The organism is Desulforamulus putei DSM 12395 (assembly GCF_900129195.1).
Lineage (GTDB): Bacteria > Bacillota > Desulfotomaculia > Desulfotomaculales > Desulfotomaculaceae > Desulfotomaculum > Desulfotomaculum putei.
In genome coordinates, this window is the sequence record NZ_FQUY01000001.1 from 429,226 (window position 1) to 451,207 (window position 21,982).

Consider the following 21,982-nt stretch of genomic DNA (forward strand, 5'->3'; position numbering starts at 1 on the left):
TTGGTCTTGCTTAATGCGGGGTACCCCAAACCTGTTTTTCAAATTTACTGATTAATTATGAAATTTATTATATCAGATTATGTCAAGGATATGGACAAATTTTAGGGTCCTTTTTAGGGACCCTGGCAAATTTTCTTTAATTTTTATGTAGAGTTTTGCGAAACCAAATGAAAGACAATGTCCGGCTGAAAGCGCCGGATTTCCTGATGAAGAGTTGTGTAATCCAGGATGTCGACAGTCAAAAATGTTATATCGTCATGGTCCGGCGTGTGCGATCCCTTGCTCCTGATGATTGCCAGGATCTCAACCTCTTCGGCCTTCAAGCGACGGATCAGATGGGAGCCGATGAAGCCACCGGCTCCGGTTATCAGCGCTCGTTTCTTCTTTACCCCAAGTCTTTCACTCCCTCAAGGTACTGACGGTACCAGGCCAGGGTTTTCGTCAATCCCTGCTCCAACTCCCACCGGGGAAGCCACTGCAAAATCGTCCTGGCTTTGCTGCTGTCACTGTATTGATGCTGGATTTCACCGTCCGGGAATGCAGTGACTTTAGGGAATAAAAGTTCATCTGCCGGGATAAACCGGTCAAGGTTTTGAGTCCTTTCCAGTAGGCAATCCAGGCTGCCGGCAGGATGAGGGCGGAGATCAAACAGCCAGTGATCAGAACTTTAAAGTGTTTTTTCATCATCAACCACAGAGCAAAAAACGGTATGAACAGTACTGGCGTGTACTTGACTAAACCATTTGTTAGCCAACAATAAGTAACCAATCATTACCGCGCTGCCAAAGACGTCAAGGCTTTCTATCCCGGCCGCGTCGCCGTGGCCCCGAAATTTAACTGTTCTGTATGAACCCCTGACAAGTCTCGCCAGGCTTTCCCCGTAAAAGACAATTATTCCTGTTTCATGATTTTTTCCGGTTTGCCAAGAAGGATTTGGTCACCTGTGGTCGAATAAACTACATAATATGTAAAAATTGGAAGGTGACCTTCATGAGTGACGCCGTCAGTATCAAAGGAACCAGGCACGGCCTGTTAATCCTGGTTGACCAGGAGCGGGATTTTGAGGAAATTAAGCAAAATTTATATAAAAAGATGGAGGCCGCCCGGGGATTCTTTAAAGGGGCCAAGTTTGCCTTTTACCAGGAACCGGTGGAAAATGAGCAAAGACGGGTGCTGGAAGAAATCTGCCTGCAATACGGGCTTATCCACCAACCTGAAATTAAAGCAAAGGTCGACAGCACAACAGCTGCCGGTCCCGCCGTCGAAAAGCAGGCAGCAAACCAACCGGAACAAATGCAACAGGCCGCCGCTAAAACCAAATCAGATACTCTTCTGGTGAAAAGGAGCCTGCGTTCCGGACAGCAGATTAACTATCCCGGCCATGTAGTTGTCCTGGGTGACATTCACGCCGGCGCTGAAGTGGTGGCCTACGGCAATGTTCTGGTCATGGGCTGCTGCCGCGGCGTAGTCCATGCCGGGGCCAACGGTGATCGGAACGCCCGGGTGGTGGCCCACCGCCTCTCCCCCGCCCAGCTAAGAATCGGTACATCTATCGCCTGTGCCCCGCCTGATGCCCAAACCCAGGCAAACTACCCGGAAATTGCTTATCTTTCGGACGACGGCCAAATCATCGTAGAGTCCTACAACAGCAGCCGCCCCGCCGGACGCCATACCACTTAAGAAAATAAAGAACCCGGAACTCCTGAGATTTCTCAGCAGTTCCGGGTTTCAGATTAATTGTCTTTAAAAATTTGTAGGTTGTATACATATTCTTTATTTCTAATAGACCCGAATAAAGTCTCATCTGTTGTCCTAAATTCTCACAAACATCAGACTGTCTGGAAATGATTTCAGCCACTGCCAGGCATCATACAAAGCAGGCAGTTTCTCCTTTTACATCAATATGCTAGCAGCACGTACGAGTCAAACTTTTCTTTATAATTAATCCTAAATTCATCGCACCATATGGTCGTCAATTAGTTTTATCTACCGTTGGGCTGCTGCACACATCAAACATGCGGTGCATACTAAGACTCAAGAGAACCGTCCCCGTGATTCAGATGAGAGAACCGTCCCCGTGATTCACCAGACTCAAGAGAACCGTCCCCATGATTCACCCATTAAGACGTTACTCCTTTAACATATTATAGGCTGCCAGCAGCCCCGCAATGGTCTTGCCGTCTCTGATTTTGCCGTTGTATATCATCGCAATGGCATCCTGCAGGGGAACCGCCTCCACCTGAACAAACTCGTCTTCATCGGGGCTTTGCTCACCGGGGGTAAGGTCTCGGGCCAGGAACACGTGCATCAGCTCATTGGTAAAGCCCGGGGTGGTATAAAACTCGCATATTTTCTCCAGGGAACCGGCGGTATAGCCGGTTTCTTCCTGCAGTTCCCGGCGGGCGCATGCCACGGGGTTTTCCCGGGGATCCATTTTGCCGGCGGGGGCTTCCAGTAAGACCTCTGACACCGGGTAGCGGTACTGGGTGACCAGCAGGACCTTCTTGTCCTCGGTGACGGCCACGATGGTTACCGCCTCGGAAAATTCAACCACCTCTCTGCCGCTTTCTTTACCGTTGGGCAGCAGCACCTGATCTACCCGCAGGTTTAAAATCCTTCCTTCATAAACTCTTTTCGAGGACAGGGTTTTTTCCCGTAAATCTTTCATTCATTCAGCCTCCTGTTTCGTTGTGTATTCTTCCATTTATTCCCTTCGTATCTGTCAGATTCCTGCCGGGTTTTTGAAGTTCGTGTTCAAATGTTTGTATGAAAGTTGGCCTACTTTATGAAGGAGTTTCATAGAATATGTAGAAATAATTTCCTGTCAGTAGTTAAGGAGGGCATGTAATGTCTGTTGCTACAGTAGGGATCCCGAGGGCGTTAGCCTATTATATATATTTCCCCAGGTGGCGTTCCTTCTTAAATGAATTGGGCGTAAATGTTGTCACCTCAGGCCTGAGTAACAGGCAAATGCTTGACGAAGGTGTCAAGGAAGCGCTGGCGGAAGCATGTGTCCCTATTAAGCTTTATTTTGGTCATGTCCTTTCCCTTAAGGACAAGGCAGACTACATTTTTGTGCCCAGGCTGTACTGCTTGAACAGCAAAACCCTTTATTGTCCAAAATTCTTAGGGTTGCCGGACATGATCAAACACAGCCTGAATCATTTGCCGCCGATCATCGACACCATGTTTAACAACCGGTATAAAGGATTTCTGGCCAGGAGAACTGAATTGGCTAAGTCTTTTTTTCAGTTAGGCAGTAAATTTACCAATGACAAACTAAAAATTCTTAAAGCCTTTTACCGTTCATTAAAAACCGAACAACGCTACCTTGAATTATTACAATCAGGCCTGCTGCCCAATCAGGCCATTGCCGTGTTGGGCGGGGCAAAAAACGTTAACATTGCTTATCCCGAAGACTCCCTTAAATTTGCTGTCCTGGGATATCCTTATCATCTTTACGATGATTTTATTAATGTAGGTGTTTTAACCAAACTGCGGCGCCTGGGGGTTCAGGTGGTAACCACAGAAAATTTGCCCCCAGGGATCCTGGCCAGGCAGAAACACCCGTACCCGAAAGACATGTTCTGGACCTTTAGCGACCGGGCCTTCCGGGCTGCCCTTCACTTCTTTCGTGAAGGTCGGGTGGACGGCATCATCTATGTGACCGCCTTTGGCTGCGGACCTGACGCCATGGTTTATCGCCTGATTGAAATGGAATCAAAGAAATACCCTCATATTCCTTTTATGATTTTGATGATTGATGAGCACAGCGGAGAAGCCGGCATATCCACCAGACTGGAGGCCTTTACAGATATGGTCAGGCGCCGCAAAAAGGGGGTCTAGTCCAATGCTGAAGGTCACATTTCCCCGCATGGGCCACTCCTATATTGCCTTCAAAATGCTGATGGAAGAAATGGGCAACGAAGTGGTTGTTCCTCCCCGCCCCAGCAAAAGAACCCTGGATCTGGGGGTACAGCATGCCCCGGAGTTTGCCTGCTTGCCCTTTAAGATCCTGCTGGGCACATATTTAGAAACCATTGAAATGGGCGCCAACACCTTAGTTACTTCCGGGGGACACGGCCCCTGCAGGGCCGGTTTATATGCTCAGGTCCACCACAGGATCATTCAGGATTTGGGCCATAAGGTGAACATGGTTTGTTTTGAAGCGCCGCTCCGGCACCCCATTGACTTTTTGAAAAAGGTCAACTTTCTTAACAGCGCCAGGTTGTCCTACCGGGCTGTCTACCAGGCCATTAAAAAGGGCTGGCACAAGCTTAAGGCCCTGGACAATGTGGAAAGGTTAACCCACAAAATTCGACCCAGGGAACTGGTGGCCGGCGCCACTTCCAAGGTGTACCGCCAGGTCCAGCTCTGGCTGGACCAGGCGAAAACCTATCAGGAAATTGATGAGGCCTATCACGAATCTGTCAAGGCATTAAACAACATCCCCCAGGACCCTGACCGCATGATTTTAAAGGTGGGCATTATCGGAGAAATTTATGTTCTCCTGGAGCCGGCCAGCAATCAGGAAATTGAAGAAGTGCTGGGTAATTTGGGGGTGGAGGTGGAACGCTCCATTTTCCTAACCGGTTGGACCAGGGACAATTTAAACAAGAACAGTAAAGATTTGGTTACCTGTCACGAAGCCGCCAAGTCCTGGATCCCGGTGGCCATCGGGGGACACGGTCAGGATTCGGTGGGACATACGGTGCTTTACGCCCAGCAGGGATTTGACGGGGTGGTTCAACTGGCCCCCTTCACCTGTATTCCGGAAATTGTCTCCAAAACAGTGTTAACCAGGGTCAGCCGTAAGTATAATATCCCGGTCCTAACGTTTTTTTTAGATGAGCAAACAGGAAAGGCCGGTATGGCTACCCGGCTGGAAGCCTTTGTGGACCTGTTGAGAAGAAAAAAACTTGCACGTCTGGATACCCATCCGGCTGTAACGAGTTAGGAGTAGTGTATGAAGGCTTATTTAGGAATAGACGTAGGCTCCGTCAGTACAAACATTGTTATTGTAACTGAAGATAATGAAGTAATTACCTCCCTGTATCTGCGGACCCGGGGACGCCCCATTGAGGCGCTGCAGGCGGGTTTAAAAGAGGCTGCCGCAGGCATTCCCTCCGACCTCCAAATCGCCGGGGTTGGCACCACCGGCAGCGGGCGTTTTTTAGCCGGTGTGATGGTGGGGGCGGATGTCATTAAAAATGAGATCACCGCCCATGCGGTGGCCGCTTCACTGGTCCAACCCAACGTGCAGACCGTGCTGGAAATCGGCGGCCAGGACTCCAAAATTATTATCTTGAGGAACGGTGTGGTAACAGACTTTGCCATGAACACCGTCTGCGCGGCGGGTACCGGCTCCTTCCTGGATCAGCAGGCTGCTCGCCTGGGTATCCCCATTCAGGAATTCGGCAGACTGGCTTTAAAATCTACCTCCTCGGTCCGGATTGCCGGCCGGTGCACAGTTTTTGCGGAATCCGACATGATTCACAAGCAGCAAATGGGCCACCGGGTGGAAGATATCATTAACGGCCTCTGCGAAGCGTTGGTTCGCAACTATTTAAACAACGTGGGCAAAGGCAAAGAGATTCTGCCCCCGATCCTCTTCCAGGGGGGAGTTGCCGCCAATGAGGGAATTAAAGCCGCCTTTGAAAGGGCCCTTGGTTTTGATGTACAGATACCCAGGTATTACAATGTTATGGGCGCCCTAGGGGCTGCGCAGTTGGCCAAAGAAGAAATGAGCCGGGGCGGTAAAACCAGGTTCAAAGGTTTCGATGTGACCAGCCTCTCCTATAAAACCCGCAGCTTTGAGTGCAATAGCTGTTCCAACCTCTGTGAAATTGTCGAAGTGCTGGAAAACGAAGCTATCATTGGCCGCTGGGGCTCCCGCTGCGGCAAATGGGACATCGCAGATTTATAGAAAATGGCTACGCAGCAATGCATAGCCATTTTTCTTTCGTCAATCTTATTTTGGTATGGTAAACCGGAAGGTTGTTCCCTGCCCCGGCTTGCTGAAAAGGGTAACGGCACCGCCGTGCAGTTCCACCAGATGTTTGACAATGGCCAGCCCGAGACCGGTGCCGCTGACGGAGCGGGAGCGTGACTTGTCCACCTTGTAGAATTTATCCCAGATAAATTTCTGTTCATCTTCCGGGATACCGGGGCCGTTGTCTCTGACTTCGGCAATGATTTCGTTCTTGCCTTCCATTAATTTTACCAATACTTCTCCCCCAGCGGGTGAAAAACGCAGGGCGTTTTCAATCAGGTTGATCAGGATCTGCCCCAGGCGATCCGTGTCTGCTTCCACTATCACCGCCTGTTGCGGTGTCTCCAACCGTAAATGGATTTCCCTTTCCGCGGCCAGTCCCTGCATTCTCTGCACAACACCGGTGAAAAGGCTTACCGCATCTACCCTTTCTTTATAAAGGTCCACCTCGCCTGTCTCGATCTTTCGCAAATCCAACAACTCATTGGCCAGGCGCCTCAGCCGCAGAGTCTCTTCCAATATGTTGTTCAGGTATTCCCGTTGCTTGGCCGGGTCTTCCACCACCCGGTCCAGCAAAGCCTCAGCATTGCCCTGGATGATGGTGAGCGGGGTTCTTAATTCGTGGGATACTCTGGCAACAAAATCCCGCCGGGTTTCATCAACCCGGCGCAGCAGGCTGATCTTTTCTTCCAGTTCACGGGAAAGGGTGTTTAACGATTCCGCCAGCCAACCAATCTCATCATCACGGGAGATGCGGACCCTCTTGCTATAATCGCCCTGGGCCATGGATTTGGCTACCTCCTGCATCTGGAGCAGCGGTTTGGACAGGGAGCGTGATAAAAACCAGCTAAAGAGCGCAGCCAGGAGCAGGCCGAATAACAGGCTGTATATGCTTACACCCTGCAGGGCGCGCAGGTTGGCGTCAATGGGCTGCAGGGGTGTATTGACAACCACTGCGCCCATGACAGAGCCGTCTTTTTCAATGGGCGCTGCGACGGTAATAACCTCGGTGTTAAACATGGGATGATGACCCCGGTAAATCACCGGCCTGCCGGCTAAAATTTCATCCATATCCACCTGGGCAAACTGTTCCCTCATGCCATGCCCAAACCCCCGGGGACCCATTCCCATACCATGCATCATACCACGTCCCCAACCACTGCCACTGGTACTGTGAATGATTTGCCCCTCGGTATTCAAAAGAAAAACCGTGGCCTGTAAACTGCCGGCCAGACCCTCCAACTGCAAGTAAACCGCCTCCGTACCGTTGTCTGTTGCTATGGCATCGGCGGCACCCCTGGCCCCCTCCAGCAGCCTATCCACCTGCTGCCGGTAATAGGTCTTTTGCAGCAGCCACAGCTGGGTCAAGGTGGCTATGCCAAGTGTCAGAAGCACCAGCAGCGCCGTGGCGGTCCATAATTTTTTGACAATACCGCCCTGCTTCATTTGGCCACCTCAAATTTATAGCCGACTCCCCAAACAGTGACAATAGGCTGTCTCAGTCCTTCAACGGTTAGTTTATCCCGTAAGCGGTTGATATGCGTATCTACGGTACGTAAGTCCCCGTAAAAATCATAACCCCAGACGTTTTCTAACAGGTTTTCCCGGGTAAAGGCCCTGCCCGGCGATCTTGCCATATAAAGGAGTAAATCAAATTCCCTGGGGGTTAAAGAAATTTCCTTGCCGCTGACCTCTACTGTCCGGAACTCTGGATTAATCACCAGATTGGGAAAAGTTAAAACACCCGGCGTTTTTTCCAGGGGTTCCTGCTCGGGCGCCGTGCGCCGCAGGACCGCTTTTACCCGGGCCACCAATTCCCTTGGACTGAAGGGTTTCACGATATAATCGTCTGCCCCCACCTCAAGCCCCAGGACCCTATCAATTTCATCGCCTTTGGCTGTCAACATAATAATGGGGACACGGGAGAATTTCCGGATTTCCTTGCAGACAGTCAGCCCGTCGGTGCCCGGCAGCATAAGGTCCAGTATAACCAGGTGGTAGTGATTGTCCTTCACCATGGCTACAACCCCTGTGCCGCTGTCATGCTCCTCCACGGCAAATCCTTCTCTGGTCAAGTAAACCTTTACTAAGTCCCTGATTCTCTCCTCATCATCAACAAGCAACACCTTGGGCAAGAGAGTCACCTACTTACATTTGGTTTTAAAAATCCAAAACAAACCCGCTGTGCCCTGATCATATCTCCTGGGAACTCTGCCGGACGCCGCCCGTGACGGCAGCCTTAGGAGCCCTGGCAGGTTTGGTCACCATATAGACGCCCCCTAGTATCAACAGCGCGCCGATAGGATGAAAGGCCTGCAATTTCTCACCCAGCAGCAGGATGGAAAGGAGCGCTCCGGACAGAGGAACGATATTTTGGAAGATGGAAGCCTTCCCTGCCCCTACCCTTTTGATCCCTTCAAACCAGAGTACAAAACTCAGGGCGGAAGCAATAACAGCCAGGTATCCCAAACCCACCACAGAGGTTTGTGTCATATTGGCAAAAGGGTTCTCCGTCAGCTGCGGGATGGCTGCCAGGGTCAGCATGGCCGCGCCGATCCCCATGGCGTAGGTGGTGGAAACCACCGGGGATAACCTTTTCATAACAACTTTGCCGCCAACGGAATAAAAACTCCAGGTCAGCGCGCTGCAAGTCAACATAATATCACCGGGGTTGATATCCCAGACCAGCAAGGCCGACGGTACTCCTTTGGTTACAATGACCACTACACCGCAAAGGGATACCAAAAAACCCATGGCCTGGCGGAAATTCAAACGTTCCTGCAAGACTAGGGCGGATAAAATAGCCGTTAAAACAGGTCCACAGGCCACCAGTAAAGAACCGTCCATGGCTGCCGATATTCTCAAGCCATTAAAAAACAGCACATTATACAGAAAAATACCGGAAAAGCCAAGAAAGATTAATACAGGCCAATCCTTTAGCGCGACTCCGGCCTTCCCCCTCTCCTTCCAGAGCATGAAAGGGATCAAGCATAAGAAAGCCAACCAAAAACGCGCCACCGCAGCCACCAGGGGATGCAGCTCCGTCACCACCATCTTGGCTGCCACAAAGGCCCCTCCCCAGGCAAAGGTTGCCAGGGCCAGCATAAAATAACTGAACATATTTCCGCCGCCAAACACCAATCATTTCACCTGCCAAATATTAGATGTCGATAGATCATGATACTATAATAGCACAAAGATATGGTGTGAAATTAAAAAAATTATAACATGATCCATATATACAACCTTCTATTTACGACAAAAAAAATTGTCATAGGAAATGAAAAACCGAGGATAGGCTTTTTCTTCGAAACATTTTAAGATATTGTAATTAATTAGTAATTATGGCATAGTAAGATATAATTAACGAAGGTGTATATTTTAACATCTGTTCGTGGTGATAAAAATTAAGGGAGGCGATAGGATGAAAACCATCATGGTGCACAGTATTCATCGGGGTGAAGGAAAAACGAAAATAGCCAAGGAATTGGCAGGTTATACACAAATGCAAGGAAATCAAGTTCTTCTGGCCGACCTGGATTTCATTACCGATCCACACAGCCGGGCCCTGGGCCTGCCCAGTTCCCCCAATCTGGAAGACCTGCTGAAGGATATTGCCGAGGAAGCCAAAAACAATCCCTATTTTGCCATTCACTTTAGCGAGGATAGACTCAGCAAATATTTACTGACCCACAATACAGGCCTTAAGGTATTATCCAGTGAAAACGCCAAATATCTGGCCGACGATGAAGAAATTGCCCAAAAGATAAGAACCGTGGTAAGAAATCTCAAGCAGCTCCCCTATGATATGCTGATTATCGATACCGACAGCAGCAACCGTGATTACAACCAGGTCATCTTAGATGAAGCTGACCATGTACTGATTGTAATGGATAACTTTAGATATAACGTAAAGGACTTAATCCTTTATCTGCATAAATTACAAGATATGGATTATTCCACAGAAAACTTTAAAATTGTTTTAAACAAAGTGCCAGACCCGGTGCAGGTTACCATTGAGGAAATTGAAAAGGAATCCGGTCTACCGGTCATCGGCATTGTGCCGGTTCTGGATAAAACCTACCAACCCTCCGCGGACACTGAAAACGTCTACCTGAATGTGGCGGACCCCAACAACGTTGATTTTATCAATGCCATTAAGAAAATCCTGGATGTTTTATAAGTGTTTCCCAAGACAACAGGGTGCACCTGCAGGTGCACCCTGTTTTTCTCCATAAAGACGGAGCCCGTTACCATCCAAAAAGACTGCTGACTTTACTGAAGAATCGTACCAGGGGGCGGTTCAGTTTTGCTTCCAACTCGAGTTTTTCAGCCTGCACCCGGCTCAGTTCCTGCTGGGTTAAACGGAGGGACTTCTGTAAATCCTCTCCCCCCTCCAGGGCCTCTTTCAGGTCATTGCTGAGTGTATTAATATCTTGCCTCAGCTTGCATTCCTCAATATTGGCCAGCTCCTGGTATTTTTCTATTTTTTGTTTTAACTCTACGATTTCAGTCTGCAGTTCCGCCACTCTGGTGCTGTAGCGTTCCTTTAACTCAGCTAGGCGGGCTTTATTTTCCCGGTCCCTTTCCTTGTATTGCTGGAGCTTGGAAAATAAGCCTTCCAAACTGGATTGATTTTTTTCGGCCATGTCCTTTAAGCGCAAGTTTTCGTTTTCCAACTCCTTGCATTTGCGAACCCATAACCTGCACTGGTAAAGGATGCTGTTGGCCTTATTTTCTGTTCTTTCCAGTTCGTGACGGTAACGTAAAATTTCTTTTTTGCGTAGATTAAGCAGCAAATCCTTCTCCGACAACTGGGTAGCCAGGTGATTGTACTGTTCAATGACGGAAGCCCTTTGGGCCAGGGCCGCAGCGGCTTCCCTCTGGGCTGAACCCAATTCCTTTAACTGGTGTACCAGATTCTCATTTTTTTGTAGCAGTTTTTCTCTGTCATTTTGCCACTGCTTCTTTTGTTTGTTTAAAATATTTAAATAACGTTTTACCAAATCGTCATACAATGCATGGGACTGCTGGTTATAAATCCAAACATCACTGCTGATTCTTTCAAAATAGGGGAATTTTGTTAAGACCTGCTGCACCGCTGCCCTGGTGGTCCGGCGCCATTCATTGACACACTCAAAAACCTGCTGGGTGGATAAGCCCCCATGGTGCATCTTTAGCGCTTTGATCACCAAATGCTTTAAGGAATACTGCTCTGCATCCACATTCCATTCGGTTAACCCCCAACTGCCGTTATCCAACTGGACAAACCGTCCATCGGGCATTAAGGCAGCCTCTTCGGCCAATTTCCGCACTCTCTTCTTTCTGGCCACAGGGTTGGTTACCACCTGACGCAGCCCGATGGGCTGCTGACGCTTGATTAACATTTGATAAAAATGATCATTCTCCGGATATCCCTGCAATTTTAAACGCCACTTGCCGTTCTCATCGTTATAAAAACAGACGTGTTGTTTTAAGCACAATCTGATTTTTTCAATAACTTTATCCGTTGAATAATCCTGCAGCATCTTTTTCTGAACATAGGGGGCGATTTCTTCAACGGATAAACCATCAAAAAAGAAAAGTGTCTTTTTTAACACATCTGTTAGGGAATTAAGTTTTGTGGTCACCAAAACCCATCACCTTCCTGTACTATAATTAAATGGCAGAAATGGAATTATATGACTTTTCATACTTACTTATTCCCCTTCCGGTTAAAGTTCCCTGCTATTGATTTGTAAAATTTTTCCTACAAGTTTCGTTGGCACTTTACATAGAATCTCTAAATCAGCACCGTTTATAAAATTTCTGTCGTCAGGCTTGGTAAAATCAAAAGCCGTGTCACAAACAGTAAATCGTTAGTACGAGAACCACCTTAAAAAAGGTTGCTAAATGCTTGTAAATTTAGGCACAAGTAACATATAATAAAATTAAAAGGTTGTTTTTTTGACTTGAACGGTCGGTATACCTGTCTAAGCTGTAGTAAGGGGGGAGCGCGATGAGTATTGCCTTTAGTTCTGATGCCAGCGGCCCAAACAATAATATGGTGTTAAGAATGGAAAACGGGGTGCTCAGAACATCCAGGGGCATTATTCATATGGAGGGCCCCTGCAGTAGTGATTATATTTCCCGCTTAACCATGGACCCGGGCCTCAAGAATTTCCGCCCCCCCGCTAGGCAGCAGGAAGCATTAATGCTGATTTCCAACCTGCCGGAAGGTAAAGTCTTTATTGCCAGGTTTCAAGACAAAATTATCGGTTATGTAACCTTCCATGCGCCCGATGAGTACAGCCGGTGGAGCAAACATCCTTACATTCTTGAGTTGGGCGCCGTAGAAGTGAGTCCGGAATGGAGAAACGACAGAATTGCCCATTACTTACTCATGGAGGCCTTTGCCCACAGCTTTGTAGAAAATCACATCATTATCACCATCGTATTTTGCTGGCACTGGGATCTAAAAAACAACGGTTTAACCATGATGAACTACCAAAAAATGCTCACCAGGCTTTTCTCTTCCGTAGGGTTGGTGAAAAGAGCTACCGACGACCCGGATATCACGGAACATCCCGCCAATGTATTGATGGTCCGGTTTGGCAAGAATGTGCCCAAGGAAGCCATCCAGCGATTTGAAGAATTGACATTTCTTAATCGGGGCCGATAATTTGAGATGCAAAAAGTCCACGGAGATATGCTCCGTGGACTTTTAAATTACAAACTGTAGTTGGGGGCTTCCTTGGTGATATGCACACCGTGGGGATGGCTTTCCTTCAAACCCGCCGGGGTAATGCGAATAAACCTGGCATTGGTTTTGAGTTCTTCAATGGTCCGGCAGCCGGTATAACCCATACCGGCCTTCAAACCGCCCACCAGTTGGAATATCGTATCGGACAGAGAGCCTTTATATGGAACACGACCTTCCACACCTTCCGGCACCATTTTCTTGGCCTGCTCCTGGAAGTAGCGGTCCCCGCTTCCTTGTTTCATGGCTCCCAGGGAACCCATGCCGCGGTATACTTTGTAACTGCGACCCTGGTAAATTTCTTTTTCTCCGGGGCTCTCTTCGGTACCCGCCAGGATGCTGCCCAGCATGACCACACTGGCGCCGGCGGCGATGGCCTTCACAATGTCCCCGGAATATTTAATGCCGCCGTCGGCAATCACCGGAACGCCATACTTGGCAGCTTCCTGGGCGCAATCATAAACAGCGGTAATCTGCGGTACCCCGACACCGGCCACCACCCTGGTGGTGCAGATGGAGCCGGGACCGATGCCCACCTTGACGGCATCTGCACCGGCGGCAATTAAATCCCTGGTGGCTTCGGCGGTGGCTACGTTGCCGGCAATGATGTTTAAATCCGGAAAAGCGGAGCGGATATTTTTAACGGTCTGCACCACCATGTGGGAGTGGCCGTGGGCGGTGTCCACCACAATAACATCCACCTTGGCCTTCACCAGGGCCTGCACCCGTTCCATGGTATCGGAAGCAACGCCCACCGCAGCGGCAACCCTCAGGCGACCCCGGTGATCCTTGGCGGAATTGGGGTACTCTTTGGCCTTTTTAATGTCTTTAATGGTGATTAAACCCCGCAGGTTATAATGCTCGTCCACAATGGGCAGTTTCTCCACCTTGTGTTTCATGAGGATTTGTTTGGCTTCTTCCAACGTAGTGCCTACCGGCGCAGTAATCAGGTTTTCTTTGGTCATGACATCGCCGCATGGACGGTTATCGTTGGTTTCAAAACGAAGATCCCGGTTGGTCAAAATACCTACCAGTTTGCCGTCCACCGTAATGGGAACCCCTGAGATATGATATCTCTCCATTAATTCGTGTGCCTCACGAATTGGGCTTTCGGGGGAAAGAAAAATGGGATCGGTAATAATCCCGTGTTCCGAGCGTTTTACCCGGTCAACCTCCATGGCCTGACGGGTGATGGACATGTTCTTATGAATAACACCGATGCCGCCTTCCCGGGCAATGGCAATGGCCATACGTGATTCGGTAACCGTGTCCATACCGGCGCTCATAATAGGTATATTAAGCTTAATTTTTTTGGTAAGGTAGGTAGAGGTATCAACGTCCCTTGGCAGCACTTCTGAGGCCGCAGGAATCAGTAATACATCATCAAATGTCAGTCCCAACTTAGCAAATTTCTCCGGATACAACTCTATCTCTCCCTTCTTTTGGTAGGACCTAGCTCAAAAATATAATTGTTTATTATATCACAGGTATGTTAATGTTACCAGAAAATTGTCGTTAGAAAGACTTAATTTTTACCACCTCCGGAACAAAATGACGCCCTCCTGTGCCTAAACAACTGATTAAGCAGTACCCTGAGAAAAAAGAAGACTCCTCCCACCAAAACAACGGGAAGTGAGTCTATTTTTATATGTGCTAAGTTAGTCTTGTCCCATAATGGACCCGATGCCATGGGTCCAAAAATGATCTTTCAAGTAGCCGATGCATTTAGGCGTAACACCGAACTCCTTTGCCATTTCCTCATCAGACCGGTTGTTCTTTATACCGTCAATAAGAGCATCAAAGTCGACACCAACTTCGTTTGCCTTGGTTTCCAAACTTGGTTCTGTACTCCAGGGAACTCTGGACCTGAGATATTCTTCCATATCAATCTTCCTCCCTGCTGACTTATTATAACTAGTCTTTCTCAGCGGGATGTGGATTATCCATGAAAAACAAAAACCACCTCAAGGTGGTGGCCTAACATCACACTATTTTTCATGCAAATGACAGGTATCGTTAAACAACTCCAAAATTGCTTTCTCAGGCCCGTGATATTCGAGAACGGTTAGTGAAACGTTGTCCAACCGCAATTGCCAAAAATGATTTAAATCTAAGCCTAGGGCGGCACCCACGATGACTCGAATGACCCCGCCGTGGGCCGCCACCACCACCGTTTCTCCGGCATGGCGGGTGATAATGCCCGCGACGGCCCTGGTACAGCGGTCCACCACCTGCTGCAGGCTTTCTCCGGCAGGAATTTGGATGGTTAACGGACTGGCCCACCACCGGGTGCTCAGTTCACCGTAAGCTTCGGCAATTTCCTTAAAGGTGAGGCCTTCCCACCGGCCGAAGTTGATTTCCCGTAATTCCGGCAGGTAGTAAACGGTTCCCCGGTGGGGTTCCGCCAGGATTCCGGCGGTTTCCCTGGCCCGGGACAAATCACTGCTGTAGAAAGCATCAATCTTCAGGTTGCTGAGACGTTCCGCCAGGGCTTTGGCCTGCTTCCTGCCGCGCTCGGACAATGGGATATCCGAGTGGCCCTGAAATTTTCCGCCGGCGTTCCATGCTGTTTCGCCATGACGCACCAGGTAGATCCTGGTCTTCACCGTCATCAATCCCTTCTTAGATTAAATGGTACATGCTCGGGATTTTAATTCGATGGGCAACCCCGCTGCCACAAAGTAAACCTCATCGGCATAATGCGCCAAAATCTGGTTGGCCGAACCGGCCACATCCCGAAAGGCGCGGCCCAGGGGATTATCCGGCACCAGCCCCAGACCCACTTCGTTACTGACCACCACCACAGAGGACCGGCAGTTTTGGCACGTTGTTGCCAGTTGTGTAACCAGACTTAACAAGTATTTCTCTTTGTCCGGCCAGGGTGTAGCGGGACCGGAAATGTCATCATTTAATAACAAATTGGTCAGCCAGAGGGTGAGACAATCCAGTAACAAAACATGATACCGGTTTGCTGACTCTTGCACGGCCTCAATGACATGCAGGGGTTCTTCCCGGGTATCCCAGGCAGCCGGACGCCTGTCCCTGTGCAGTTGTACCCGCCGGGCCATTTCCTCATCATATACTGCGGCAGTGGCTATATAAAGGATTTTGTTCCCCAGTCTCCGGGCCAGGCCTTCTGCAAACCGGCTTTTACCGCTGCGGCTGCCGCCCAAAACCAGGACCAGTTTTCCTTGATTCGTGAAACTCATGAAACAACCTTCCTTATTCATTGCATAATGTAACAAATTTGATTGTGACCGGCAGTGTGTTATAGTAATATTACCAGGATTTCTGCCAGCACCGGTAAAACTCCTGCCCAACAGCCTTTATTTTAGCTAGGAATATAACGGAGGATAAACAAGGTGGTTCTCAATCGCATCAAGCAATTTTGGCATGCCCTTTTCAGTAAAGTGGGCCCTGCTGAAATCACTTTTGTTAAAAGATATCTAAATGAACAAGAGCAATCTTTGTTCTTTAGCATGGACAGGCCGACCCAGACCCATTGCGTCAGAGTGGCCCGCACTTGCCTGAAATTGTTGTCAAAAAATAAACAGGTAAATGAAAAAGTGCTGATCAAATCCGCTTTGCTGCATGACATAGGAAAACCCGCCAACCTTATTAAAACGATGGACAGGGTCCTCATCGTTGTGATGACAACATTAACACCGAGGCTGTACCATAGGATGCTGCAGGATAAACTTTTCTCCGGGCATTTTTATCTGGCCGCTGCCGCTCACGCCAATCATTGTCTGGCCGGCGCTGACATCGCTAGGCGGGCCAACCTGTCCCCGGATGTGATTTATCTCATTGAAAACCACCACCGGTCGGAACAAGCCGGGGAACCTCCGGAACTGAAGTTGCTGAGGGAGGCGGATGCATTAAATTAATCCAAGGAAAAGAAATAAAAACACCGCCCGCGGCGGTTTGACATTATATTTCCGTTTGAAGATTCTCCAACCGGTTTTGCAACTCGACAATTCTGCGATTTTGCTTTAACAAACTCTGGGCGTAACGATAATTTTCTTTGTGAAGCTTGCGGTTCTCCTTCTCCAACCGGCTCACAAACATTGATTTATCCTTTTCGATTTTCTCTATGAGGTTCATTAATACCCGACGGCTAAGCCGAAGCTGCTCTACTTTTTCTTCCAGTTCCTGAATCCGTTTTTGCAGATACTGAAGATCCGCACTGCCGTTCAAAACTGCACCACCCCTTGCAATCCCTCTTACAGTAGTATATGCTTCGGGGTGATGTTGTAGACATTTAACTAATTGAACTGGAATAAAGAAGCAGCCCTTTCAACGGCCTCCTGCAAATCCTCCTCCTTTTGCACCAGCGCTATGCGCACATAACCTTCTCCTCGGGCGCCAAAGGCCACCCCGGGCACCATGAGTATGCCGGTCTTATCTAAAAATTCCAGGCAGAAATCCATGGAGGAACGGTAACCCCTGGGCAGCGGCGCCCAGATAAACATGGAGGCCTGCGGCTTCTCCACCTGCCAGCCCAGTTTGGCCAGACCCTCCACCAGAATATCCCGTCGTTTCTGGTAGGTGGTTGCGGTTTGCCGGACGCATGCCTGGTCGCCGGTTAAGGCGGCAATACCGGCCTCCTGCACCGCTGAGAAAACACCATAGTCAATGTTGGACTTAATGCGCTCCAGGGCACGCAATACCTCTGCATTACCCACAGCGAAACCGATGCGGCAGCCTGCCATGTTATAGGTCTTTGATAAGGAATAGAATTCAATGCCTACCTCTTTGGCCCCCGGCACTTCCAGGAAACTCATGGGTTTAAAGCCATCATAGGCCAGTTCGGCGTAGGCCGCATCATGGCACACCACAATGTCATAGGTCCTGGCAAACTCCACAACCTTTTTAAAGAAATCCGCATCGGCGGAAGCGGCCACCGGGTTGTTGGGATAGTTAATGGTCATCATCCTGGCCCGTCTGGCCACTTCCGGCGGAATCAGGGTTAAATCCGGCAGGAACCGGTTCTTCTCCAACAAAGGCATGGGGTATAGTTCGCCCTCGGCCAGCAAAATAGAGGCCGCATATATGGGATAACCCGGATCGGGTACCAGGGCGATGTCACCGGGGTTGATGAAAGCCAGTGCGACATGCGCCAAGCCGTCCTGGGACCCCATCAGTGTCAAAACTTCCGTTGCCGGGTCCATCTCCACGTTAAACCTCTGCTTGTACCAGTGGGCCAGCGCCCGGTGTAATTCTAATTTCCCACTGAGGGGATAGGTATAATTGCGGGGATTTTCCACACCCTTGCGCAGCGCCTCGATAATATGGGGGGCCGGGGGCAGATCGGGACTCCCTACACTCAAATCAATAACCCTTACTCCTGTGGCCTCCTTTTTGGCCCTAGCCCTGGCCAATTCCGCAAATATACCCGGTGCCAGTGCTTCCATCCGGCGTGCCAGTTTCATTCTTCATTCAACTCCGATCCTGTATGATGCCTGATGTACAGCCGGGAACTAGTTTTTCCCGGCTGCCGCCTTTAATAATTGAACTGATTGGTAGGGTGCCACAGCACCCCCCAGGATATTGCAGGTGTCGTGACCGACCCCGTGATAATCCGAGCCCCCGGTGGGAATCAGGTGATATTTTTGGGCCAGGTGGTAATAGTGGTCAACCATCAACGGGGTGTGATTGCGGTGCCACACCTCAATTCCTTTCAAGCCTGCCTCGATAAGATCCGTCAGAAAGGGGTCAAGTTTAACCAACCCTGGATGCGCCAGCACAGGGACCCCCTCAGCCCTGATGATTAATTGAATGGCCTCCACCGGTGTTAGTTTTTCCCTGGGTACAAAGGCCGGTTTACCCGCCCCGATGTAAGTGGCAAAGGCCTCCTGCAGGGATGAAACGTAACCTTTTTCCAGCAAAGCCTGCGCTACGTGAGGCCGCCCCACCGAACCCCCGGCGGACAGCTCCAAAACCCTGTCTAAGTCAATATTTATATCAAGTTCTCTTAATTTGGCAACCATCTTTTTGGTTCTTTCCAGTCGTTCGCCCTGAAATTCCTCAAGTTTGGTCACAAATTCATCGTTGCGGGGGTCGATCAAGTAACCTAGCACATGGACTTCATTGCCCTGAAAATAGGTATTGACTTCCACCCCCGATAAAACCTCCAACCTGAAACCGGTTGCCGCCTGCTGTGCTTCCGTTACTCCGGACAATGTGTCATGGTCAGAAATGGCAATGGCCCTGAGTCCCAACCTTAAGGCCTTCTTTACCACTTCGCCGGGAGTATCCGAACCGTCTGAGGCAGTGGTATGGATATGCAAATCCGCATACAAAAGAATCACCGCTTTTTTCTTCCCAGTATTCCCACATCGGAAGTCCAACCATTCTATATTGTTTCTAGTTAGGAAGCAAATTTCCTCTCGAAATATTCAAACTAACCGCAAACTTCTTTAAACAGACGCAGCCAATTGTTTCCAATTATCTTTTCAATTTCACCGGCTTTATATCCCCGTTTGGACAAGGCCCTTTCAATATTGGGGACTGCCACACTGGCGTCGTGCAACCCCTCGGTGGTGAAATCGATGCCGTCAAAATCAGAGCCAAGGCCGATGCAGGAGATGCCGCCGATTTTATAGATATGATCGATGTGGTCCAGCAGCCTGTCGATGGAGGGTTTATTGGCATCAATGAACTGGGGTACATAGGTGACACCGATAACCCCGCCGCTTTCAGCAATGGCCTTAATTTGCTCGTCCGTCAAATTGCGGGGATGGTCACAAAGCTGCCGGCAATTGGAGTGGGTTGCCGAGACAGGGGTCTTTACTTCTCTTATTACATCCCAAAAGCCCGGTTCGGCCAGGTGAGATACATCAATCATCATGCCAAGGGCAGCCATCCGCTGCACCACCTGCCGCCCCAGTTGGGTTAAGCCGGTGGCTTCAGGACCCATTCCCACGCCGTCCGCCAGTTCGTTTCTGCCGTTCCATGTCAAGGTTAAACCCCTCACACCCAGGTTGTAATAAACATCCAGTTGTTCGACCTTGCCATTGAGCGCTTCTCCGCCTTCTATGGTAAGGACTGCAGAGGTCTTTTTTTTCTGTAATGTGTTTTCTATATCTCCATAACAACGGACATGTTCGATCAAAGACCGGTTCATGTTGATCTCTTTTTTAAACAGGGTAATAATTTCGTTGGTATAATCCACCGGGTTGGTATTACATTCAGGCCCCACAAAAATTGCAAAAAATTGAACATCGATGCCGCCTTTGCGTAAACGGGGCAGATCCAAATGTCCACGGGAAGATTGAACTCCCAGCGTTCTGTTTTGCTGGGACAGCACTGTCAAAGTATCACAGTGTGCGTCTACCACAGGCAACCGGCACCCCCACCTTTCCCTGGAGATGGAAAATCCTTTGAAGCAAGAAACCTGTTTGCCGCGTAGCAAACAGGTTGTACCGAATTGACTGATTATTGTATTATCTGGGTTCTACAATCAGCTTAATGGCTGTCCTTTCATCACCGTCGATGATTACGTCAGTAAAGGCAGGGATGCAAATCAAATCAACTCCACTGGGGGCCACAAAACCTCTGGCAATTGCTATAGCTTTTACCGCCTGGTTTAATGCGCCTGCACCAATGGCCTGCATTTCGGCACAACCGCGCTCCCTCAGGACACCGGCCAGCGCCCCGGCTACAGAATTTGGATTGGACTTTGCTGAAACTTTTAAGACTTCCATGCTGAAACCCTCCTTAGTTAGTTTGGCGATTGCTCTAATCCCTGTATTGATTTTATTCTGCAGACTCCTAAAAATTCCTCCTATTGTAAGAAATTTATAAATTTTGTGGGGAGGGTGTGCCGAAAACCTATTCTAACTCAAATATACGTTCTATTTTAAGGGCTGATCCATTGACAGGATCCACATCGATAACCACGGCATTAAATTGATAACCGGTTTCCGCAACCTCAAACCGCCGGGGCATTTGCGTAATAAACTTCTCAATGACCAGGTGGGTGCTGACACCAATCACCGAATCCCTTGGCCCGGTCATTCCGATATCGGTGATATAGGCGCTGCCTTTGGGTAAAATGCGCTCATCCGCTGTCTGCACATGGGTATGTGTACCACAAACTGCCGTAACTCGCCCGTCTAGATACCAGCCCATGGCAACCTTTTCGGAGGTGGCTTCGGCATGAAAATCAACAAAAATGAGTTTGGTCTTGCCTTTTATTTCCTCCAGGATTTGATCCACGGTTCTGAAGGGGCAGTCCAGTTCCTGCATATAAATTCTGCCCGAGACATTAATCACCGCGATAGAGTGCCCTGATTTGGTTTCAAAAATATTGAAACCTGCTCCCGGTGTACCAGGGGGATAATTAGCCGGTCGCAGGAGCCGTTTCTCTTTATCGATATAAGTAATAATTTCTTTTTTATTCCAGACATGATTCCCCATGGTAAAGACATCGACACCGGCGGCATAGAGCTGCCTGGCAATTTCTTTGGTAATCCCATGACCACCGGCGGCGTTTTCACCGTTGGCAATGACAAAGTCAATGTTTTGCTCTTTACGAATAAAACCCAGGTTGTCCAGCACGGCCTTTCTGCCCGGCCGGCCCACAATGTCTCCTATCATTAAGACACGCAATTTATCCGGAAGCCCCCCTACTTATTGAAAACCAGGACACGCCCTTCTTCTCTGAATGCATACAATCTTTTATTTTCGGATTTCGCTTTGATATTTTCCAGCATATATTCAATGAGTTCTTCTTGAACCACCAGGTCTTCGTCTGTGGGTTGGTCACTTTCTTCGGTAACCAGACTCTTATTTATGTACTGGCGGAACAACTCAACCATGAGAGCGATTTCCTCTTGTACCAGTGTATCCACATCCCTCTGAATTTCAATCATGGTAAGGGTGTCCGATACTTCGTAGCCGAGGTTGACAACCCGTGGGTTTTTGCATTCCAGTGTATTATAGACCTCGATGCTGCTCACAATATTTTCTTTTAGGTCAGCAATCTCTGTTTCCGATAATACGCCGGCGTACATAAAGGTAAATTTTAATAAGTGATTCTCAGGGTCAAAATTAATCTTTGCCACTTCAGGATACCTGATCAAGATGGAGATTAACAAACTAACGCTGTTGGTCAGGTCTTCCTTCCCTTTATAACAGAAATCCAAAAAGTTTCACCACCCGTTTTAACTATCCAAATAACTAATAATTCTTTGGTGAACTATACATTCCTGCTTGCGAATTTTTTTTGGTAAAAAAACTTTGTTCCA

Annotated in this window: 24 protein-coding genes; 7 read left to right on the top strand and 17 right to left on the bottom strand. The window is 48.8% G+C overall.

The genetic code is table 11. The annotated features are described in order from the left end of the window. Nucleotides 1-143: 143 nt before the first annotated feature. On the bottom strand, nucleotides 144-371 hold the full coding sequence (locus BUB67_RS01950) for an NAD-dependent epimerase/dehydratase family protein (protein ID WP_084127612.1): 228 nt from the start codon (nucleotides 369-371) through the stop codon (nucleotides 144-146). Nucleotides 372-990: 619 nt separating this feature from the next. Between BUB67_RS01950 and minC the strand changes: the two genes are divergently transcribed. Then, nucleotides 991-1,680, top strand: coding sequence for a septum site-determining protein MinC (gene minC / locus BUB67_RS01960; protein WP_073234850.1), 690 nt, complete (start codon nucleotides 991-993; stop codon nucleotides 1,678-1,680). A gap of 448 nt (nucleotides 1,681-2,128) precedes the next feature. Here the strand turns inward: minC and BUB67_RS01965 are convergent, their stop codons facing one another. Then, nucleotides 2,129-2,668 (bottom strand): NUDIX hydrolase, encoded by a 540-nt coding sequence (locus tag BUB67_RS01965; protein ID WP_073234853.1) that lies wholly within the window; start codon nucleotides 2,666-2,668, stop codon nucleotides 2,129-2,131. 179 nt (nucleotides 2,669-2,847) lie between these two features. On the opposite strand from BUB67_RS01965, the gene BUB67_RS01970 reads away from it, so the two are divergent. From BUB67_RS01970 to BUB67_RS01980, 3 genes are read left to right on the top strand one after another with little or no spacing between them, the layout of a single operon-like run. Next, nucleotides 2,848-3,846, top strand: a complete 999-nt coding sequence (locus tag BUB67_RS01970; protein WP_073234856.1) for an acyl-CoA dehydratase activase-related protein — start codon at nucleotides 2,848-2,850, stop codon at nucleotides 3,844-3,846. 4 nt (nucleotides 3,847-3,850) lie between these two features. Then, nucleotides 3,851-4,957, top strand: a complete 1,107-nt coding sequence (locus BUB67_RS01975; protein WP_073234859.1) for a CoA protein activase — start codon at nucleotides 3,851-3,853, stop codon at nucleotides 4,955-4,957. A gap of 9 nt (nucleotides 4,958-4,966) precedes the next feature. After that, nucleotides 4,967-5,926 (top strand): acyl-CoA dehydratase activase, encoded by a 960-nt coding sequence (locus BUB67_RS01980; RefSeq protein ID WP_073234862.1) that lies wholly within the window; start codon nucleotides 4,967-4,969, stop codon nucleotides 5,924-5,926. Between the two features lie 45 nt (nucleotides 5,927-5,971). Here BUB67_RS01980 and BUB67_RS01985 read toward each other — a convergent pair whose 3' ends face one another. The 3 genes from BUB67_RS01985 to BUB67_RS01995 are packed head-to-tail and all read right to left on the bottom strand — an operon-like array spanning nucleotide 5,972 to nucleotide 9,112. Then, nucleotides 5,972-7,438: a sensor histidine kinase gene (locus BUB67_RS01985; RefSeq protein ID WP_073234865.1), complete on the bottom strand. Its 1,467-nt coding sequence runs from the start codon at nucleotides 7,436-7,438 to the stop codon at nucleotides 5,972-5,974. Beyond that, a complete protein-coding gene (locus tag BUB67_RS01990; protein WP_073234868.1) occupies nucleotides 7,435-8,127 on the bottom strand; it encodes a response regulator transcription factor in 693 nt (230 codons plus the stop codon). Before BUB67_RS01990 ends, BUB67_RS01985 begins: the two co-directional genes overlap by 4 nt. Nucleotides 8,128-8,185: 58 nt before the next feature. Then, nucleotides 8,186-9,112, bottom strand: coding sequence for a DMT family transporter (locus BUB67_RS01995; protein ID WP_143156980.1), 927 nt, complete (start codon nucleotides 9,110-9,112; stop codon nucleotides 8,186-8,188). Between the two features lie 304 nt (nucleotides 9,113-9,416). Here BUB67_RS01995 and BUB67_RS02000 point away from each other — a divergent pair, with 304 nt between their 5' ends. Then, complete coding sequence (locus BUB67_RS02000) at nucleotides 9,417-10,175, top strand: CpaE/TadZ family protein (RefSeq protein ID WP_073234874.1); 759 nt, start codon at nucleotides 9,417-9,419, stop codon at nucleotides 10,173-10,175. Nucleotides 10,176-10,242: 67 nt separating this feature from the next. On the opposite strand, the gene BUB67_RS02005 is transcribed toward BUB67_RS02000, so the two are convergent. Continuing rightward, nucleotides 10,243-11,622 (bottom strand): coiled-coil domain-containing protein, encoded by a 1,380-nt coding sequence (locus BUB67_RS02005; protein ID WP_073235091.1) that lies wholly within the window; start codon nucleotides 11,620-11,622, stop codon nucleotides 10,243-10,245. Nucleotides 11,623-11,990: 368 nt separating this feature from the next. Between BUB67_RS02005 and BUB67_RS02010 the strand changes: the two genes are divergently transcribed. After that, complete coding sequence (locus BUB67_RS02010) at nucleotides 11,991-12,653, top strand: GNAT family N-acetyltransferase (RefSeq protein WP_073234877.1); 663 nt, start codon at nucleotides 11,991-11,993, stop codon at nucleotides 12,651-12,653. Between the two features lie 47 nt (nucleotides 12,654-12,700). Here the strand turns inward: BUB67_RS02010 and guaB are convergent, their stop codons facing one another. From guaB to cobU, 4 genes are all read right to left on the bottom strand, one after another. Beyond that, nucleotides 12,701-14,155, bottom strand: coding sequence for an IMP dehydrogenase (gene guaB, locus BUB67_RS02015; RefSeq protein ID WP_073234880.1), 1,455 nt, complete (start codon nucleotides 14,153-14,155; stop codon nucleotides 12,701-12,703). A 234-nt stretch (nucleotides 14,156-14,389) separates the two neighbouring features. After that, nucleotides 14,390-14,614, bottom strand: coding sequence for a hypothetical protein (locus BUB67_RS02020; protein WP_073234883.1), 225 nt, complete (start codon nucleotides 14,612-14,614; stop codon nucleotides 14,390-14,392). A gap of 105 nt (nucleotides 14,615-14,719) precedes the next feature. Beyond that, nucleotides 14,720-15,343, bottom strand: a complete 624-nt coding sequence (cobC, locus tag BUB67_RS02025; protein ID WP_420795735.1) for an alpha-ribazole phosphatase — start codon at nucleotides 15,341-15,343, stop codon at nucleotides 14,720-14,722. 15 nt (nucleotides 15,344-15,358) lie between these two features. Continuing rightward, on the bottom strand, nucleotides 15,359-15,940 hold the full coding sequence (gene cobU / locus BUB67_RS02030) for a bifunctional adenosylcobinamide kinase/adenosylcobinamide-phosphate guanylyltransferase (RefSeq protein WP_073234886.1): 582 nt from the start codon (nucleotides 15,938-15,940) through the stop codon (nucleotides 15,359-15,361). Nucleotides 15,941-16,093: 153 nt separating this feature from the next. Here cobU and BUB67_RS02035 point away from each other — a divergent pair, with 153 nt between their 5' ends. Then, the gene (locus BUB67_RS02035) at nucleotides 16,094-16,618 is read left to right on the top strand and encodes an HDIG domain-containing metalloprotein (RefSeq protein WP_073234889.1); all 525 of its coding nucleotides are present in this window, start codon (nucleotides 16,094-16,096) and stop codon (nucleotides 16,616-16,618) included. Nucleotides 16,619-16,661: 43 nt separating this feature from the next. Here the strand turns inward: BUB67_RS02035 and BUB67_RS02040 are convergent, their stop codons facing one another. From BUB67_RS02040 to BUB67_RS02070, 7 genes are all read right to left on the bottom strand, one after another. Next, complete coding sequence (locus BUB67_RS02040) at nucleotides 16,662-16,928, bottom strand: translation initiation factor 2 (RefSeq protein WP_073234892.1); 267 nt, start codon at nucleotides 16,926-16,928, stop codon at nucleotides 16,662-16,664. A gap of 68 nt (nucleotides 16,929-16,996) precedes the next feature. After that, entirely contained in the window at nucleotides 16,997-18,163 is a 1,167-nt protein-coding gene (locus BUB67_RS02045; RefSeq protein WP_073234895.1) for an LL-diaminopimelate aminotransferase, read from the bottom strand. A gap of 48 nt (nucleotides 18,164-18,211) precedes the next feature. Continuing rightward, nucleotides 18,212-19,042 carry a PHP domain-containing protein gene (locus BUB67_RS02050; protein ID WP_238456909.1) on the bottom strand — a complete coding sequence of 277 codons (831 nt, stop codon included), beginning with the start codon at nucleotides 19,040-19,042 and terminating at the stop codon, nucleotides 18,212-18,214. A 92-nt stretch (nucleotides 19,043-19,134) separates the two neighbouring features. Next, nucleotides 19,135-20,076, bottom strand: coding sequence for a dipeptidase (locus tag BUB67_RS02055; protein WP_073234898.1), 942 nt, complete (start codon nucleotides 20,074-20,076; stop codon nucleotides 19,135-19,137). 100 nt (nucleotides 20,077-20,176) lie between these two features. Then, complete coding sequence (locus tag BUB67_RS02060) at nucleotides 20,177-20,437, bottom strand: stage V sporulation protein S (protein WP_008413380.1); 261 nt, start codon at nucleotides 20,435-20,437, stop codon at nucleotides 20,177-20,179. A 127-nt stretch (nucleotides 20,438-20,564) separates the two neighbouring features. Beyond that, a complete protein-coding gene (locus BUB67_RS02065; RefSeq protein WP_073234902.1) occupies nucleotides 20,565-21,344 on the bottom strand; it encodes a TIGR00282 family metallophosphoesterase in 780 nt (259 codons plus the stop codon). 17 nt (nucleotides 21,345-21,361) lie between these two features. Then, a complete protein-coding gene (locus BUB67_RS02070) occupies nucleotides 21,362-21,880 on the bottom strand; it encodes a hypothetical protein (RefSeq protein ID WP_073234905.1) in 519 nt (172 codons plus the stop codon). Nucleotides 21,881-21,982 lie beyond the last annotated feature (102 nt).

Coding starts and splice junctions, on each gene's coding strand:
- minC (WP_073234850.1), top strand. CDS start 991: ATGAGTGACGCCGTCAGTATCAAAGGAACCAGGCACGGCCTGTTAATC.
- BUB67_RS01965 (WP_073234853.1), bottom strand. CDS start 2,668: ATGAAAGATTTACGGGAAAAAACCCTGTCCTCGAAAAGAGTTTATGAA.
- BUB67_RS01970 (WP_073234856.1), top strand. CDS start 2,848: ATGTCTGTTGCTACAGTAGGGATCCCGAGGGCGTTAGCCTATTATATA.
- BUB67_RS01975 (WP_073234859.1), top strand. CDS start 3,851: ATGCTGAAGGTCACATTTCCCCGCATGGGCCACTCCTATATTGCCTTC.
- BUB67_RS01980 (WP_073234862.1), top strand. CDS start 4,967: ATGAAGGCTTATTTAGGAATAGACGTAGGCTCCGTCAGTACAAACATT.
- BUB67_RS01985 (WP_073234865.1), bottom strand. CDS start 7,438: ATGAAGCAGGGCGGTATTGTCAAAAAATTATGGACCGCCACGGCGCTG.
- BUB67_RS01995 (WP_143156980.1), bottom strand. CDS start 9,112: ATGTTCAGTTATTTTATGCTGGCCCTGGCAACCTTTGCCTGGGGAGGG.
- BUB67_RS02000 (WP_073234874.1), top strand. CDS start 9,417: ATGAAAACCATCATGGTGCACAGTATTCATCGGGGTGAAGGAAAAACG.
- BUB67_RS02010 (WP_073234877.1), top strand. CDS start 11,991: ATGAGTATTGCCTTTAGTTCTGATGCCAGCGGCCCAAACAATAATATG.
- BUB67_RS02020 (WP_073234883.1), bottom strand. CDS start 14,614: ATGGAAGAATATCTCAGGTCCAGAGTTCCCTGGAGTACAGAACCAAGT.
- cobC (WP_420795735.1), bottom strand. CDS start 15,343: ATGACGGTGAAGACCAGGATCTACCTGGTGCGTCATGGCGAAACAGCA.
- cobU (WP_073234886.1), bottom strand. CDS start 15,940: ATGAGTTTCACGAATCAAGGAAAACTGGTCCTGGTTTTGGGCGGCAGC.
- BUB67_RS02045 (WP_073234895.1), bottom strand. CDS start 18,163: ATGAAACTGGCACGCCGGATGGAAGCACTGGCACCGGGTATATTTGCG.
- BUB67_RS02060 (WP_008413380.1), bottom strand. CDS start 20,437: ATGGAAGTCTTAAAAGTTTCAGCAAAGTCCAATCCAAATTCTGTAGCC.